At 47.3% G+C, this 16214-nt stretch carries 12 protein-coding genes; all 12 read left to right on the top strand.

Going from position 1 to position 16214, the window contains the following annotated elements:
* The first annotated feature begins 151 nt into the window (after window positions 1-151).
* The 12 genes from bshC (at window position 152) to spoVE (ending at window position 16214) form a co-directional block, all read left to right on the top strand.
* Window positions 152-1783, top strand: coding sequence for a bacillithiol biosynthesis cysteine-adding enzyme BshC (bshC, locus tag V6669_RS21255; protein ID WP_338587970.1), 1632 nt, complete (start codon window positions 152-154; stop codon window positions 1781-1783).
* A 44-nt stretch (window positions 1784-1827) separates the two neighbouring features.
* Window positions 1828-3093: an adenosylhomocysteinase gene (locus V6669_RS21250; protein WP_047843755.1), complete on the top strand. Its 1266-nt coding sequence runs from the start codon at window positions 1828-1830 to the stop codon at window positions 3091-3093.
* 273 nt (window positions 3094-3366) lie between these two features.
* Window positions 3367-3804 (top strand): division/cell wall cluster transcriptional repressor MraZ, encoded by a 438-nt coding sequence (gene mraZ / locus V6669_RS21245; protein ID WP_017687291.1) that lies wholly within the window; start codon window positions 3367-3369, stop codon window positions 3802-3804.
* Between the two features lie 18 nt (window positions 3805-3822).
* Window positions 3823-4773: a 16S rRNA (cytosine(1402)-N(4))-methyltransferase RsmH gene (rsmH, locus tag V6669_RS21240; protein ID WP_338587969.1), complete on the top strand. Its 951-nt coding sequence runs from the start codon at window positions 3823-3825 to the stop codon at window positions 4771-4773.
* 27 nt (window positions 4774-4800) lie between these two features.
* Window positions 4801-5229, top strand: a complete 429-nt coding sequence (locus V6669_RS21235; protein WP_036674831.1) for a hypothetical protein — start codon at window positions 4801-4803, stop codon at window positions 5227-5229.
* Between the two features lie 12 nt (window positions 5230-5241).
* Entirely contained in the window at window positions 5242-7575 is a 2334-nt protein-coding gene (locus V6669_RS21230; RefSeq protein ID WP_338587966.1) for a penicillin-binding transpeptidase domain-containing protein, read from the top strand.
* A gap of 94 nt (window positions 7576-7669) precedes the next feature.
* The gene (locus V6669_RS21225; protein ID WP_338587965.1) at window positions 7670-9622 is read left to right on the top strand and encodes a stage V sporulation protein D; all 1953 of its coding nucleotides are present in this window, start codon (window positions 7670-7672) and stop codon (window positions 9620-9622) included.
* A 140-nt stretch (window positions 9623-9762) separates the two neighbouring features.
* Window positions 9763-11250, top strand: coding sequence for a UDP-N-acetylmuramoyl-L-alanyl-D-glutamate--2,6-diaminopimelate ligase (locus V6669_RS21220; RefSeq protein ID WP_124116018.1), 1488 nt, complete (start codon window positions 9763-9765; stop codon window positions 11248-11250).
* A complete protein-coding gene (gene murF / locus V6669_RS21215) occupies window positions 11250-12662 on the top strand; it encodes a UDP-N-acetylmuramoyl-tripeptide--D-alanyl-D-alanine ligase (protein WP_338595006.1) in 1413 nt (470 codons plus the stop codon). The genes V6669_RS21220 and murF overlap by 1 nt, the downstream gene beginning before the upstream one ends.
* A gap of 12 nt (window positions 12663-12674) precedes the next feature.
* On the top strand, window positions 12675-13643 hold the full coding sequence (mraY, locus tag V6669_RS21210) for a phospho-N-acetylmuramoyl-pentapeptide-transferase (protein WP_338587963.1): 969 nt from the start codon (window positions 12675-12677) through the stop codon (window positions 13641-13643).
* A gap of 3 nt (window positions 13644-13646) precedes the next feature.
* A complete protein-coding gene (murD, locus tag V6669_RS21205; RefSeq protein ID WP_338587962.1) occupies window positions 13647-15068 on the top strand; it encodes a UDP-N-acetylmuramoyl-L-alanine--D-glutamate ligase in 1422 nt (473 codons plus the stop codon).
* A 48-nt stretch (window positions 15069-15116) separates the two neighbouring features.
* On the top strand, window positions 15117-16214 hold the full coding sequence (spoVE, locus tag V6669_RS21200) for a stage V sporulation protein E (RefSeq protein ID WP_062835457.1): 1098 nt from the start codon (window positions 15117-15119) through the stop codon (window positions 16212-16214).

Genomic DNA, 16214 nt, shown 5'->3' with positions numbered 1-16214 from the left:
TATTAATACGATATGCTATTATTGATGTATTAAATGCCGCCGACTCGTTCGGCGGTTTTTTTCGTATTTTAATCACTTTCTTTTGACGAAGAGGCCTTGAATTCGGTACAATCAAGAAAGGCTCTTTGAAGCAGAATAGGAGGCAGACCTCATGAACGGTATTACCGAGGCACTCCGCAGCGGATCAAGACTTGCAGAAGATTATATCTGTTCAAGAGATGCTGCGCGTGGCCTTTACGAGTATGACATTCGCTGGGAATCAGGACTTCAGGCGCGTGCCGAGTGGCTGGACCAATCGGAAAACACACGTATTGATCGTCGTGATCTGGCAGAGTATTTACGTATATATAATAAGCGGGTGAACGACCATGGAGAGGTTCATGCGTCCATCACACGTCTTGCAGAACAAGATGCACTAGTGGTTACAGGAGGACAGCAGAGCGGTCTGCTCACTGGACCACTGTTCGTCATATACAAAGCCGCCAGCGTAGTGGCAGCTGCGCGTGAAGCGGAAGAAAGACTTCAACGCCCGGTAGTCCCAGTATTTTGGATTGCTGGTGAAGACCATGACTGGGATGAGGTTAACCACACATATCTACCTGATCATCAGGGAGACATGAAGAAGGTCAAGTTACAAGGACGATTCGCAGGAAGGGATTCTGTGAGTAATGTTCATGTGGATACGCAGCAGTGGATGAATGTACTCGAACAGGTGGAACATCTTTTACCTGATACGATACATAAACCAGGACTGATGAAATGTATCACAGAGATCCATCAATCCAGTTCAAATCTGAGTGATGCATTTGCCCGCATGATATCTGCCTTGTTTGCCAGTAGTGGACTTGTTCTAATGGATGCATCGGATCCAGATTTACGCAGGTTGGAACAGCCCGTGTTTGAGCGGTTGATACGAAAAAATGAAGTGCTGCGCAGCGCATACACACAAGGTGCTTCGCTGGTACAACAAGCTGGTTATGCTATGCCTGCCGAAGTAGCGGAGGATGGAGCCAATCTGTTCTACATTCATGAAGGTACGCGTCTGCTCTTGTTGTTGAAGGACGGTTTATATAGTGATCGCAAAGGTTTGGTTTCTTTCACAGAGGAACGTTTGCTTCAGGAACTGGGAGAACATCCGGAGCGCTTCAGTAACAACGTATTGACACGACCATTAATGCAAGATTCCGTGCTGCCTGTAGCCGCTGTTATTTTGGGGCATGGTGAAATTGCATATTGGGGTTTGACTCGGGAAGCATTCCGTCAGTTCGGACTGCAAATGCCCATTTTGTTGCCGCGGTTGTCTTTCACCATTATGGAAGATATTCATCACAAACATATGAAACAATATGGACTTTCTTATCAGGATGTTCAATATCATATGGAAGAAAAGAAGGAACAGTGGCTCGCACAACAGGAGACGTTCCAGGTAGATGAACAGTTTGACAAGGTTCAGGAAGCGTTTCTTGATCTGTATGGACCATTGCTAGATGAGATCGCGGAGATTCATCCGGGGCTGGAACGAATTGGCGATACCAATTTGGGTAAAATCAACGAGCAAATGCAATATCTGAAACAGCAGACTCACAAAGCCATCGAAGACAAACATAATGTGAGTCTAAGGCACTGGAACGGCATTCAGAACTCCTTATTCCCAACGGGCAAACCACAGGAACGAGTACATAATGCACTCTTTTACCTGAATCGTTATGGCACCGAGTGGATCGACGAACTGATTAAGGCCTCAAGTGAATTCCTTGGAGAGCATAAGGTTATTGCACTATAGAGCCCTTTATAATAGAAGAAACACATAAACGAGGAGGACATGGAATGACTACACCTGCATTGCAAAACAGTATTGTTAAAGATATGGGACTCGCTTCAGAGGGTCATCTGAAAATTGACTGGGTAGAAGCGCATATGCCAGTACTGAACCGTATTCGTCGCCAATTTGAACAGGATCTTCCTTTTAAAGGTTTGAAGGTTGCCATTTGTCTTCATCTGGAAGCAAAAACAGCTTACTTGGCAAAAGTGATCCAAGCCGGCGGCGCAGAAGTAACGATTACGCACAGCAATCCATTGTCTACACAAGATGATGTTTGCGCAGCATTGGTGGAAGACGGCGTTACGGTGTATGCGAAGTACAATCCGGAGCCTGCGGAATTCAAATCACTGCAACTGCGTGCGCTTGAGGTGAAGCCTGATCTCATTATTGATGATGGTGGAGACTTTGCAACCATTATTGCATCCGAGCGCCCTGACCTCGCAGCAACCATTCGCGGAGGAGCAGAAGAAACGACAACGGGTATTATTCGTTTGAAAGCATTGGCGAAAGAAGGCCAATTAAAGTTTCCGATGGTTGCGGTTAATGACGCATACTGCAAGTATCTGTTTGACAATCGTTACGGTACTGGACAATCTGCATTCGACGGGATTATTCGTACAACTAACTTGGTTATCGCTGGTAAAAACGTAGTGGTAGCAGGTTATGGCTGGTGTGGTAAAGGTGTAGCGATGCGCGCCAAAGGTCTTGGTGCGAATGTGATTGTAACCGAGATCGATCCAATCAAAGCGGTAGAAGCACACATGGATGGGTTCCGTGTTATGACAATGGTGGAAGCCGCCAAATTGGGCGACTTCTTTATTGCAGTTACAGGCAATAAGGATGTTATCACAGGTGAGCATTACGATGTGATGAAGGACGGAGCGATCCTGAGTAATGCAGGTCACTTTGATGTTGAAGTGAATAAACCTGAACTGGCTAAACGTTCCGAATCGATTCGCACAGTTCGTCGCAACATTGAGGAATATCGTTTCAAAGACGGTCGTAAAATGTACCTTCTTGCAGAAGGTCGTCTTGTGAACCTGGGTGCAGCAGATGGTCACCCTGCCGAAATCATGGATACGACGTTTGCTCTGCAGGCGCTTGGTCTGCGTTATGTAAGTGAGAATTATGAAAACTTGGGTAAAAACGTTGTTAATGTACCTTATGATATTGACCAGCAGGTTGCCAGCTATAAACTTGAAAGCCTGAATATTGGCATCGACTCCTTGTCAGCTGAGCAAGAGAAATACCTGGATAGCTGGAAATTTTAAGTTTTATCCAATAATTACAAGCTGATGAAATGATTCAATAGGTATAGAATGGTTTATTGATGATATGGCTCATGTGCGGGTAGACATACGATTGCCCGTTTACGGGAAGCGTCTTTGATCCTGAGTGACAGGATCAAGGACGTTTTTTTATGCTGAAAAATTAAAAAATCAAGTAATGCAAGAAGGGTTTTGATTTTTTTGTGCGAATCTATTATGCTTAGGTGGTGGAAAGTGGGGCAAAGTGGGAGAAACGGGTGAGGAGTGAGTGGGCCAATGTTTATGGGGGAGTTCCAACATAGCATTGATGATAAGGGTCGGGTTATCATTCCGGCTAAATTCCGCGAATCTCTGGGACCGTCTTTCGTTGTCACACGGGGTTTGGACCAGTGTCTTTTCGTGTACCCCATGGAGGAGTGGGGGGTCATGGAACAGAAGCTCAAAGCACTGCCATTGATGAAATCTGATGCACGTGCGTTTACCCGGTTTTTTTTCTCGGGTGCAACCGAATGTGAACTGGACAAACAGGGCAGGGTAAATCTGCCGGGCAATTTAAGAGAGTATGCCAAGCTGGACAAGGATTGTGTTGTTCTTGGCGTGTCGAACCGGGTGGAGATTTGGAGCAAAGGCATATGGGAGAGTTATTTCAATCAATCCGAAGAAGCATTCAACGACATTGCCGAAAAGCTGGTCGATTTTAATTTTGATTTATAAAGTCAGGAGGGGTGCAGGTTGTTTCACCACATAACCGTACTCAAAGAAGAGGCAACAGAGGGATTAAACATCAAGCAGGACGGTATATACGTGGACTGCACTTTAGGCGGTGGCGGACATAGCTCCGTGATTGCTTCCAAGCTCGGTCCAGGGGGACGTCTGATCGCACTTGATCAGGATGATTGGGCTTTGGATAATGCTCGCGAGAAGCTCGCTGCTTATGGAGAACGTGTAACATTGGTGAAAACCAATTTTCGAGATCTGGAACAGGTACTCAAGGATCTGGATGTACCAATGAAGGATGGTGCACCACAGGTTGACGGTATTTTGTACGACTTGGGTGTGTCATCTCCGCAATTTGATGAAGGAGAACGTGGTTTCAGCTACAATCACGATGCTCCGCTCGATATGCGAATGGACCAGGATGCAATGCTGACGGCCAAAGAGATTGTGAATGAGTGGCCAGAAGAAGAGATTGCTCGAATTTTGTATCGCTATGGTGAAGAGAAGTTTTCGAGAAGAATTGCCCGTGTTATCGTCGGAAAACGAGCGCAGTCTACCATTGAGACGACAGGTGAACTCGTGGAACTGATCAAGGAAGGCATCCCGGCGGCAGCTCGCCGTACTGGTGGACATCCTGCCAAACGCAGCTTCCAGGCATTACGCATTGCCGTCAATGATGAGTTGGGTGCGTTCGAAGAAGGCTTGCATCAGGCTGTTCGTTGTCTGGCACCAGGAGGACGTGTATCTGTTATTACCTTCCACTCCCTTGAGGATCGGATATGTAAACAGATTTTCAGCAGTTATCTGGAAAAATGTACATGTCCACCCGATTTTCCGTTGTGTGTATGCGGCGGCAAGGGGAGCCTGCGTTTAGTTAACAGAAAACCGTTGATTCCAACGGAAACGGAATTGACCGAAAATTCACGTGCTCGTTCAGCCAAGCTGCGCGTAGCCGAGAAATTGTAGATCAAGAGTGGAGGAGAGAGTCGGAGTATGGCATATACACGTGGTAATCTCGCTGTAAAAGAAAAAGCGTCCCAGGAACGTGTGACCCAGCAACGATACAAAGAAACCACCAAAGTGGTGACCCGTCGTACGGGTCTTCCGGCACGAGAGAAGATTTTGTATCTGATTACCCTGGTTGCAGTTATCCTTGTTGGAGGAGCCTTGATGTCTCGTTATGCTCATATCTATGATCTGAACAAGCAGGCGCAGTCCACTATTTCGGATATCAAGGGGTATGAAAAGACAATTGCAGACCTGCAGGTGGAAAAAGAAACATTGAACAACCAGGTCATCGAAAATGCAAAACAACTTGGTTACGTTGAAGCTTCCGGTAAAGATGTCATTTATGTACCTCGCTCAACAAGTACGAAATCAACTGGTACTGAGTCGTCCTCCAATACAGCAAGCAGTAAGTAAAGAGGTGTTCCGATGATAAAAAGAATAAAGATGCGCACGTTGCTTATAGGGGGATGTATTACCCTCTTTTTTCTTGTACTCGTAACCCGAATCTTTTTCATTCAAGTTGTGAATGGCGGTGTATGGCAGGAACGAGCGGCCGGATTGGTAGAGCGGGAACAGACGATTAAGGCTGCACGTGGAACGATTACGGATAGAAACGGTAATATTTTGGCTACCGATGCCCCTGCCTATACGGTCTCCGTTAATCCATTATTAATTAATGAACTCGGAATTCAGGATGTTGTTACGGAGAAGCTCTCTGCCCTTCTTGGGAAAAATGAGAGTGAAATGCGTGCTTTGGTCACAGCCAAAAAGGAAGATGGCAAGTTCTATCAGCAACGTGAAGTACGCAGTGAAGGGTATAAGATAAGTCCTGAACTTGCCGCACAAGTCAACGAGTTGCGTGAAGAACTGCAAGAGGAATATAAGGCGCGTAATGCAATTGTGATGGCTCAGGAGTCGAAGCGTTTTTACCCTGAAGAAACACTTGCTTCTCACCTCTTGGGATACATGAGCCGTGATGGGAAAGCTGTCAATGGACTTGAAGTCTCGTATGATGAAGCACTGACAGGTACAGACGGATATTTGAATTATCAGAAGGATGCCAAAGGCATTAAACTTCCGGATTCACAAGATAACTATCTGCCACCTCAGAACGGTAAGAACCTTACGCTGACCATCGATGATACGATCCAGTTCTACATTGAGGATGCAATGAAAGAAGCCGTTGCCAAGTATAATCCACTGAGCATGACGGTCATTGCCGCGGATCCAAACACGATGGAGATTCTAGGGATGGCGAACTGGCCAACCTTTAACCCGAATACGTATGGAAGTACACCTGATCAAAAGAATTTTATCAACCATGCTACGCAATCAATCTATGAGCCGGGTAGTACATTCAAAATAGTTACACTAGCAGGGGCTGTTGAAGAAAAACTCTTTGATCCCAATGCAAGTTTTGAATCCAAACGCATGTATATCGGTGGTTTCCCGATTAGTGATAATGGTCATTCCTATGGTTGGATCTCGTATCTCGAAGGTGTCAAACGGTCAAGTAACATTGCTTTTGTTAACTTGGGTTACAACATGCTTGGCGGCGAACGTCTGCGTCATTACATAGACGAATTCGGCTTCGGCAAAAAGACGGGTATTGATCTGCCAAATGAGGCAGCGTCCCCGATCAAGCCACTGGTTTACAAATCCGAGATTGCTACGGCAGCCTATGGGCATGGTCTTGTACAGGTAACACCAATTCAACAGGTCGCAGCCATCTCTGCGATTGCCAACGGCGGCAAATTGCTGGAGCCACATCTGGTGAAGGAAATCAAGAACCCGAATGATGGAACAACGGAAGTCATCAAACCCAAAGTTGTTCGTCAGGTGATTTCCAAGGAATCTTCCAAACTGGTGAGCGGTTATCTGGAACAAGTGGTTGCAGATCAAACGATTGGTACCGGTCGTAACGCCTATATTGAAGGTTACCGTGTAGCTGGTAAAACAGGTACGGCAAGAAAGGTCGTTAACGGAGAATACAGCAAATCGAAAGACGTTGTATCGTTTATTGGATTCGCGCCAGTGAATAATCCGAAGATTGCTATACTTGTTGTCATTGACCAACCGGATGGAACCAACATTGGGGGAGGAACCGCAGCTGCGCCGGTGTTCAAAAAGATTGTCAGCCAGACTCTTCAATACATGGGAATACCCAAAGATACAGCCAAAACTCCTGACAAAAAGTCAAAAGAAGTCTCTGTCGTGCAAGCCAAGGCGCCTGACTTGAGTGGCAAGACAGCCAAACAGGCCAGAAGCCAGCTTCTAAGCGCAGGTATTGCTTATGTGACTCTTGGTCAAGGTGATAATGTAATTCGGCAGTATCCGGTTGCTGGCGCCTCTATGAATCCAGGCCAACGAATCTATCTGCTAACGGAAGAAAGCAGCAAGATGAAGATTCCCGATCTAACAGGAGAATCTCTCCGTGATGCCCTAGAAGTACTTTCTCTCATGAAAGTGGGGGTTACGGTCAAGGGCGAGGGTTATGTCGTGAAGCAAACCGAGCAGGTCGCAGGTGAGCAGAGAACTGTACAGTTAAACTTGCAAACTGCCAAAGCTGCAGTGACAGGTATAGCCGATGAGGCTCCAATCTCTTCTGATCCGTCGTCAGAAGCTGAAGTGAAGGAACAAGAGGCTTCGGGCGGAGAAGGTAAAACCGACGAAACAGACAAAACAGATAACAACAAGGCTCCTGCCAATGAATCCGAATCCTCTGACGATCCAGCAACAAACGGAGCTTCGCTTCCTTAGGGAGCTCTGACAGCTTGTTCTAACCCCCGGTTGTCCTGAATATTCATGAATGGAACGAATGTCATGATTTTGGGACGAGTGGGGGGATCTTTTCGTGAAGGGATCAAGCGTAAATCTGCGGCGCAGGTTGCTATGGAGTTTAATGATTTTAGTTTTGTTATTTTCGGCCCTGATGATCAGGCTTGCTTATGTACAGCTCGGGGAAGGCCCTGAATTGTCAGCAAAAGCAGAAGAATCCTGGCGGCGTAATATTCCTTACTCAGCCAAGCGGGGGGAGATCCTGGATCGAAATGGAACCTCTCTGGCCTATAATGTGACAACACCGACCATTATGGCCATTCCGGCTCAGGTTAAAGAAGCTGAAATCACAGCTAAAGCGCTGGCCCCATTGCTTGGGATGACGGAAGAAAAAGTGCTTGCAACCATCAAGAAACGAGAACTCATTGTAAGACTACAACCCGGCGGCCGCAAAATTACGATGGAGAAAGCTCAGCGCATCCGTGATTTGAAGCTTCCGGGTATCGTTGTTGCTGAGGACAATAAACGTTTTTATCCTTATGACGATTTGGCTGCCCATATTCTTGGTTTTACGGGCATTGATAATCAGGGCTTAACCGGTGTCGAGAAGAAATATGATGATAAGCTGAATGGTTTGAATGGCAGTGTGTCCTACTTGTCCGATGCGGCCGGAAGGCTAATGCCGGGCTCATCCGAGAAGTATGTGGAACCGAAGGACGGCCTTAACCTCAAGCTGACCATTGATAAATCCATTCAGTCCATCATGGAGAGAGAACTGGACCAGGCCATGGTGAAATTCCAGGCGAACTCAGCATTGGCCATAGCGATGAATCCCAAAACGGGTGAAATCTTGGGGATGTCCAGCAGGCCGGGATACGAACCTGCCGATTATCAGCAATATCCCGCGGAGATATACAATCGGAATTTGCCGATCTGGATGACCTACGAGCCGGGCTCCACATTTAAGATCATTACTTTGGCAGCTGCGCTTGAAGAGAAAAAGGTTAATCTGCAACAGGATCAATTTTTTGACCCTGGATATGTTGAGGTGGGTGGAGCACGTCTGCGCTGCTGGAAAAAGGGCGGCCATGGAAGTCAGACCTTCTTACAAGTTGTGGAGAACTCATGTAACCCGGGCTTTGTGGCTTTGGGGCAGAGGCTGGGCAAAGAATCGCTCTTCTCCTATATTAAAGACTTTGGCTTCGGCACCAAGACAGGGATCGACCTCAGCGGAGAAGCCAGTGGAATTCTGTTCAAACTGTCCAGAGTGGGACCTGTCGAACTTGCAACAACTGCTTTTGGTCAAGGTGTATCGGTTACGCCTATTCAGCAAGTAGCAGCTGTGTCAGCGGCCATCAATGGGGGTAAACTTTACAAGCCATATGTTACGAAAGCGTGGGTCCATCCGGTAACGGGAGAAGTCATGGAAGAAGCCAAGCCGGAACTGGTTCGTCAGGTGATCTCGGAGAATACATCCAAACAAGTACGTGAAGCACTCGAGAGTGTTGTCGCAAAAGGCACCGGGCGTCCGGCATTCATTGATGGATACCGGGTCGGTGGCAAAACAGGTACAGCCCAGAAGGTTATCAACGGACGTTATTCCTCAACCGAGCATATCGTATCCTTTATCGGATTTGCACCGGCAGATGATCCACAGATTGTGGTCTATACCGCAGTTGATAATCCCAAAGGAATTCAGTTCGGAGGCGTGGTTGCCGCCCCGATTGTGCAGAACATCCTTGAAGATGCTTTGCATTATATGAATGTACCTGTTCGTAAGGATCAGGTCGCCAAAGAATACAAGTATGGTGAAACCAAAATCGTGACAGTCCCAGACCTGACAGGAGCTACTGTTGAAGATCTGTACGAAGACCTGAACATGAATTTTATGCTGGCGAAGTCTGGCAGTGGTAAATACGTGATTAATCAGGCACCCAAACCTGGGGCGAGGGTAGAGCAGGGATCAACCATCCGCATTTATATGGGGAATGTACTGAACGATGCACATGATCACACAAAGGATGAATAACGGGGCTTAGGGGTAGTTTGGGGCTTCTAGCGCAACAAAATTCATCCAAGTGCGTTTCATTATTGGGTTGTATTGACGATATTAATAAATACAGACATATGTTAAAACAGAAGTATAATTGGAAAAGTGAGGTTATTCATGTGCTTTTAAAACAATTTGCATCGATGCTGACCACCGCCCGCCTCGTGGGCGAATCAAATACAGAATGCCAAAACCTTCAGACAGATTCCCGGCAGGTAAAACCGGGTGATCTGTTTATCTGTCTTCCGGGACATACGGTAGATGGTCATGATTATGCAGAAAAAGCTGTAAATGCTGGTGCAGTTGCATTGGTGGTTGAACGGCAGCTGGATCTTCCTGTACCACAATTGCTGGTGAAGGATAGCCGATTTGCGATGGCTGTTCTGGCAGATTTCTTTTTTGACTCGCCAAGCCAGAAGATGAATATGATTGGTGTAACGGGAACGAACGGAAAAACAACGACCACCTATTTGATTGAAAAAATCATGAGTGATTACGGACGCAAGACGGGATTGATCGGTACTATTCAAATGCGGTATGACGGTCGCACCTACCCGATGTCAGGAACAACTCCAGAGGCGCTTGATCTGCAGCGTAGTCTGCATGATATGGTTCAGAAGGGTACGGACTGTTGTGTTATGGAAGTTTCTTCTCACGCATTGGAACAAGGGCGAGTAAAGGGAACAAATTTCCGTACTGCGGTATTTACTAACTTGACGCAAGATCATCTGGACTACCACCATTCCATGGAGGAATATCGCGGGGCCAAAGGATTGTTCTTTGCACGTCTGGGTAACGGTTATACAGAAGATGTTTCACAGCGCAAATTCGCTGTCATCAATGCAGATGATCCGGCTGCGGCTTATTTCATCTCTGTGACGGCGGCTGAAGTGATTACATATGGCATGGGTGAAAAGGCGGATGTACGCGCATCCCAAATCTCAATCACGTCTCAGGGAACTTCTTTCCACGTGGATACATTTGCAGGCAGCGCGGATATTCGATTGCGCATGGTAGGCAAATTCAATGTGTACAATGCAATGGCAGCCATCTCTGCAGCGCTGGTGGAAGGTATTCCGCTGGAAGAGATCAAGCGCAGTCTGGAGACGGTTCCGGGCGTGGATGGACGTGTTGAAGGAGTGGACGAAGGACAGCCATTTGCTGTTATTGTCGATTATGCCCATACACCGGATGGACTGGAGAATGTGTTGCGGACGGTGAAAGAATTTGCCGAAGGACGTGTAATTTGCGTGTTTGGCTGTGGTGGTGACAGGGACCGTACCAAACGCCCTCTCATGGGGAAAATTGCTGCGAATTATAGTGATTTTGTACTGGTTACTTCCGATAATCCACGGACAGAAGATCCGGATCTGATTCTCAAAGACATTGAACAGGGCCTGATTGAAGAATCTGTTCCTGCCGAACGTTATACGATGATTGTGGATCGACGCCAGGCGATTCATGAAGCTATTGAAATGGCAAGCCCAGCCGATGTAGTATTGATTGCGGGCAAGGGTCACGAGACCTATCAGATTATCGGCACAACCAAAACCGATTTTGATGACCGAATCATAGCCAAAGAAGCGATAAGGGGCAAATCCAATTGATAAAAAGAACATTGGCACAATTGGCCGAGATGTGTGGAGGAACATTAAGTGACGTTGCCGCTCATGGCAATGTAATGGTCGAAGGGGTGTTTACCGATTCGCGTAAACCTCTGGAAGGCAGTTTGTTTATCCCGCTAGTGGGTGAAAGGTTTGACGGACATGAATTTGTGCAAGCCTGTCTAGAGAAGGGCGCTGCAGGCGCGATCTGGCAAAAGGATCATGGTATTCCGCCGCAAGGAGCTGTCATTGTTGTTGACGACACACTTATCGCACTGCAAGCACTCGCATCTGCTTATCTAGCGGAGAATAAAGCGGCTGTTGTTGGCATTACAGGCAGCAACGGCAAGACAACAACAAAGGACATCGTTGATGCCATTCTCTCGACGACGTTCAAAGTGCATAAGACGCAAGGCAATTTTAATAATCACATTGGATTACCACTGACTGTATTAAGTATGGACCCGGATACGGAGATTATCATTTTGGAGATGGGTATGAGTGGTCGCGGGGAAATTAACGATTTGTCGGTTATTGCGCAACCTGATGTAGCGATCATTACCAATATTGGTGAATCTCATCTGCTTCAGCTGGGGTCCAGACTGGAGATTGCCAGAGCCAAAGCCGAGATTGCCGCGGGATTGAAGCCAGGCGGATTACTGATCTACAACGGAGACGAGCCTTTAATTGCACAAGTCCTTGAAGAGCCCGCAACGAAACAACCCGATGGATTGCAGCGGTTTACATTTGGTCTGCAAACCGATAATGATGACTATCCTACCGGACTTATGAATGCACAGAACGGCGTAGTTTTCACCACCAAACAGTTTGGAGAACATGCATTTACGCTACCTCTGCTGGGAACGCATAATGTCGTTAACTGTCTGGCTGCTTTGGCTCTAGCCCGTCATTTCAAAGTGACGACGGAGCAGATTGCCGCGGGATTGTCTCGCTTGAAACTGACAGGCATGCGTATTGAGGTTACGCAAGGCGTTAGTGGTCTAACCCTGCTGAATGATGCATACAATGCAAGTCCAACCTCCATGAAGGCCGCAATTGATGTACTAGAGGGTCTGAAAGGATACCGTATGAAAGTGGCTGTGCTTGGTGATATGCTTGAACTTGGTCCTGAGGAGCAGGATCTGCATCTTGGAATTGGTGAGTATATTACATCTGTCAAAATGGACATGGTGCTCGTATATGGCCCGCTATCAGCACATATTGCTGAAGGAGCAAGAAAGCATATGCCGGCAGAGGCTGTGCATGCTTTTATAGATAAAGAAGAAATGACCCGTTATCTACTGGAGAAACTACATCCCAGAGACGTTGTTTTGTTCAAAGCCTCAAGAGGCATGAAGCTGGAGGACGTGGTCGAAGCACTACAAATAGCACCATTACAGAATCGAGTAGACTAGAGGGGTGAACCCATGGATTTTCAGGTATTACTGTTAACAATCGGTGTTTCATTTATTCTGGCGGTGATTGCCGCACCGCTCCTGATTCCGCTGTTACGTCGAATGAAATTTGGACAGCAAGTTAGGGAAGATGGGCCTCAGAGCCATTTGAAAAAAAGCGGGACACCTACAATGGGTGGAGTCGTCATTTTAGTTGCGTTCACATTGGCCTTTTTGAAATTTTCGGCAGTCAAGAATACAGACTTTTATGTCTTGCTCGTGGCTACGCTGGGCTTTGGGCTGATTGGCTTCCTGGATGATTACATCAAAATTGTGTTCAAACGTTCGCTGGGACTGACGGCCAGACAAAAAATGCTGGGCCAATTGTTGTTCAGTGCAGTGATGTGTTTCTTGCTGATCCAGAATGGACACAGCACAGCCATCTCTATTCCGGGAACGTCATTCTCGTTTGACTGGACCGGATGGTTCTATTATCCGTTTGTTGTATTCATGATGCTTGCCATTACCAATGCGGTTAACTTTACGGACGGTCTGGATGGTTTGCTATCAGGGGTAAGTGCGATTGCCTTTGGCGCGTTTGCCATTGTGGCGATGCAAGCTACGTCGATGCCAGCAGCAGTGTGTGCAGCAGCGATGATCGGTGCCGTACTCGGTTTTCTGGTATATAACGCACATCCGGCCAAAGTGTTTATGGGAGATACCGGTTCTCTGGGTATTGGCGGTGCGATTGGTGCGGTAGCCATTGTAACCAAAACAGAGCTTCTATTTGTCATCATTGGCGGTATTTTTGTTATCGAGATCCTGTCTGTTATTATTCAAGTGGTATCATTCAAGACTCGTGGCAAGCGTGTATTCAAAATGAGCCCCATTCATCATCACTTTGAATTAAGTGGTTGGTCAGAATGGCGGGTTGTTATTACCTTTTGGGCGGTAGGCGCAATTTTGGCCGCTCTTGGACTTTATCTCAACAAGGGGTTGTAGATCATGAACCATCCTGAATCATATCGCGGACAACAAGTAGTTGTGCTCGGATTGGCCAAAAGCGGTGTACAGGTCGCCAAAGTGCTGGATCGCGCCGGAGCGAAGGTTACAGTAAATGATAAAAAAGAGAGAGATCAATGTCCCGAAGCTTCCGAATTGGAGGCTTTGGGAATTTCTGTTGTATGCGGAGGGCATCCGGATGATCTGATTCACAGTGATGTGAAGCTGGTTGTCAAAAACCCGGGTATCCCATACCATGCAGCTCCTGTGCAGCAAGCTTTGGCATTGGGCATTGAAGTGGTGACCGAAGTAGAGGTTGCTTATCATCTATGTGCTGCACCCATGATCGGTATTACGGGTTCGAACGGCAAAACAACAACAACCACTTGGGTGGGGGAAATGTTGGAACATGCCGGCCTCAACCCGATCGTTGCCGGTAATATCGGAACACCTCTCTGTGAAGCGGCAGAGCAAGCTTCTCCAGATAACTGGATGGTTGTTGAACTTAGCAGTTTCCAGCTCAAAGGAACGGTTGATTTCCGTCCCCGGATTGCCAGCTTGCTTAACGTTGCAGAGACGCATCTGGACTATCATGGGGATCTGGATGATTATGTGGCTTCCAAAGCAAAACTGTTCGCGAATCAGCAGCCTGACGACGTGGCCATTCTGAATTGGGATGATGCGGTATGTCGTGGCCTGGTTCCTTACATCAAAGGCAGATTGCTTCCCTTCTCAATGATTGAGAAGTTGGATGTAGGTGTGTATGCAGATCCTCCTTATGTGGATGGAGAAGAGGATGATGTGAAGCGTCAGATTATCTACGCGGATGAAAAGGGAAATCACCACACCATTATTGACATCGAGAACATTGGCATCGCTGGACAATTCAATGTGGAAAATGCAATGGCCGCTGTGGCCATTGCCGTAGCGGCAGGAGCTGATCCAGCAGTGCTGGCTGCTCCGCTTGCAGATTTCAAGGCGGTTGAACACCGACTTGAATATGTCCTGGAGCATAACGGCTCTGCATACTACAACAACTCCAAAGCAACCAATTCGAAAGCTACGGTTATGGCCCTGAATTCGTTCAAGGAACCGGTCGTATTGATTGCTGGAGGGTTGGATCGCGGGTCAGACATGATGGAGTTGTTACCCTTGTTCCAGGAACGGGTAAAAGCTGTCGTTGCAATTGGAGAGACACGGACAAAAATTGCCAAGGTCGCGGAACTTGCCGGATTAAAGCAAATTAAGGTCGTCGATAATGAGGAGGACGCTGCCCGGACGTTAACCGTTGCTGTGCAGGAAGCATCGAAACTTGCCAGTGCCGGTGATGTCGTTTTGTTATCCCCGGCATGTGCAAGTTGGGACATGTTTGCTTCCTATGAAGAGCGGGGACGCATTTTTAAAGAGGCGGCGCATAACTTGTAAGTAGGGGGGTGGAAAAGCCCCTACTTCCATGCAAGGGGTGGCCTCCTGATGAAACAGACGCGACCGGCACCAGATATCTGGTTGCTGATTTGTATTTTGGCATTGCTTGCCATCGGCATTATTATGGTATATAGTGCGGGCTCGGTGCTTGCCTTTCATGACTATGGCGATTCATTTTATTTTGTAAAAAGACAGGCCCTGTTTGCGGTGCTTGGGCTTGTGGCCATGTTCGTAACTGCTAACGTTGACTACCGGGTGTGGAGGAAATATGCCAAACCTATATTGATTGCCTGTTTTATTATGCTCATCGCGGTGCTCATTCCTGGCATCGGTGTGGTTCGCGGTGGTGCACGAAGTTGGCTGGGCATTGGTTCGTTCGGTATTCAGCCCTCAGAATTCATGAAACTGGGCATGATTCTGTTTCTTGCTCACTGGTTGAGCAAGGAACCGGGCAAAATCAAAACCTTCACAACGGGGCTTCTGCCACCGCTGGGATTGATCGGTTTGGCTTTTGGGATTATTATGCTGCAACCTGATTTGGGGACTGGCACTGTGATGATGGGCGCATCGATGCTTATTATTTTCACAGCCGGAGCGCGAATGAAACATCTGAGCTTGCTTGCTCTTGGCGGCGTAGCGGGGTTTGCAGCTTTGATTGCAGCAGCACCCTATCGGTTGCAGCGTATCACAGCGTTTTTGGACCCGTGGTCCGATCCGCTGGGTGCCGGATATCAGATCATTCAATCCTTATACGCGATTGGTCCTGGTGGACTGGCGGGATTGGGACTGGGTATGAGCCGGCAGAAGTACAGTTATGTACCTGAACCGCAAACGGACTTTATTTTTAGTATTTTGGCCGAAGAACTCGGCTTTATAGGTGGAATGATTGTATTATTGTTGTTTCTGGTGCTGGTGTGGAGAGGAATGCGTGTAGCCATGACCGTTCCGGATGCCTTCGGCAGTCTGCTTGGTGTTGGTATCGTAGGTATGGTCGCCGTACAGGTCATTATTAACATTGGTGTTGTCATTGGCATGATGCCTGTTACGGGCATTACATTGCCTCTGATCAGTTACGGCGGATCATCATTGACCCTCATGCTCACAGCACTGGGCATTTTAGTGAATTTATCCCGTTATGCGAGGTGA

Origin of the sequence: Paenibacillus sp. Y5S-9 (assembly GCF_036894235.1) — a bacterium.
GTDB lineage: Bacteria > Bacillota > Bacilli > Paenibacillales > Paenibacillaceae > Paenibacillus.
This window is presented reverse-complemented; position numbering and strand designations above follow the sequence as displayed.

Coding starts and splice junctions, on each gene's coding strand:
- bshC (WP_338587970.1), top strand. CDS start 152: ATGAACGGTATTACCGAGGCACTCCGCAGCGGATCAAGACTTGCAGAA.
- V6669_RS21250 (WP_047843755.1), top strand. CDS start 1,828: ATGACTACACCTGCATTGCAAAACAGTATTGTTAAAGATATGGGACTC.
- mraZ (WP_017687291.1), top strand. CDS start 3,367: ATGTTTATGGGGGAGTTCCAACATAGCATTGATGATAAGGGTCGGGTT.
- V6669_RS21235 (WP_036674831.1), top strand. CDS start 4,801: ATGGCATATACACGTGGTAATCTCGCTGTAAAAGAAAAAGCGTCCCAG.
- V6669_RS21230 (WP_338587966.1), top strand. CDS start 5,242: ATGATAAAAAGAATAAAGATGCGCACGTTGCTTATAGGGGGATGTATT.
- mraY (WP_338587963.1), top strand. CDS start 12,675: ATGGATTTTCAGGTATTACTGTTAACAATCGGTGTTTCATTTATTCTG.
- murD (WP_338587962.1), top strand. CDS start 13,647: ATGAACCATCCTGAATCATATCGCGGACAACAAGTAGTTGTGCTCGGA.
- spoVE (WP_062835457.1), top strand. CDS start 15,117: ATGAAACAGACGCGACCGGCACCAGATATCTGGTTGCTGATTTGTATT.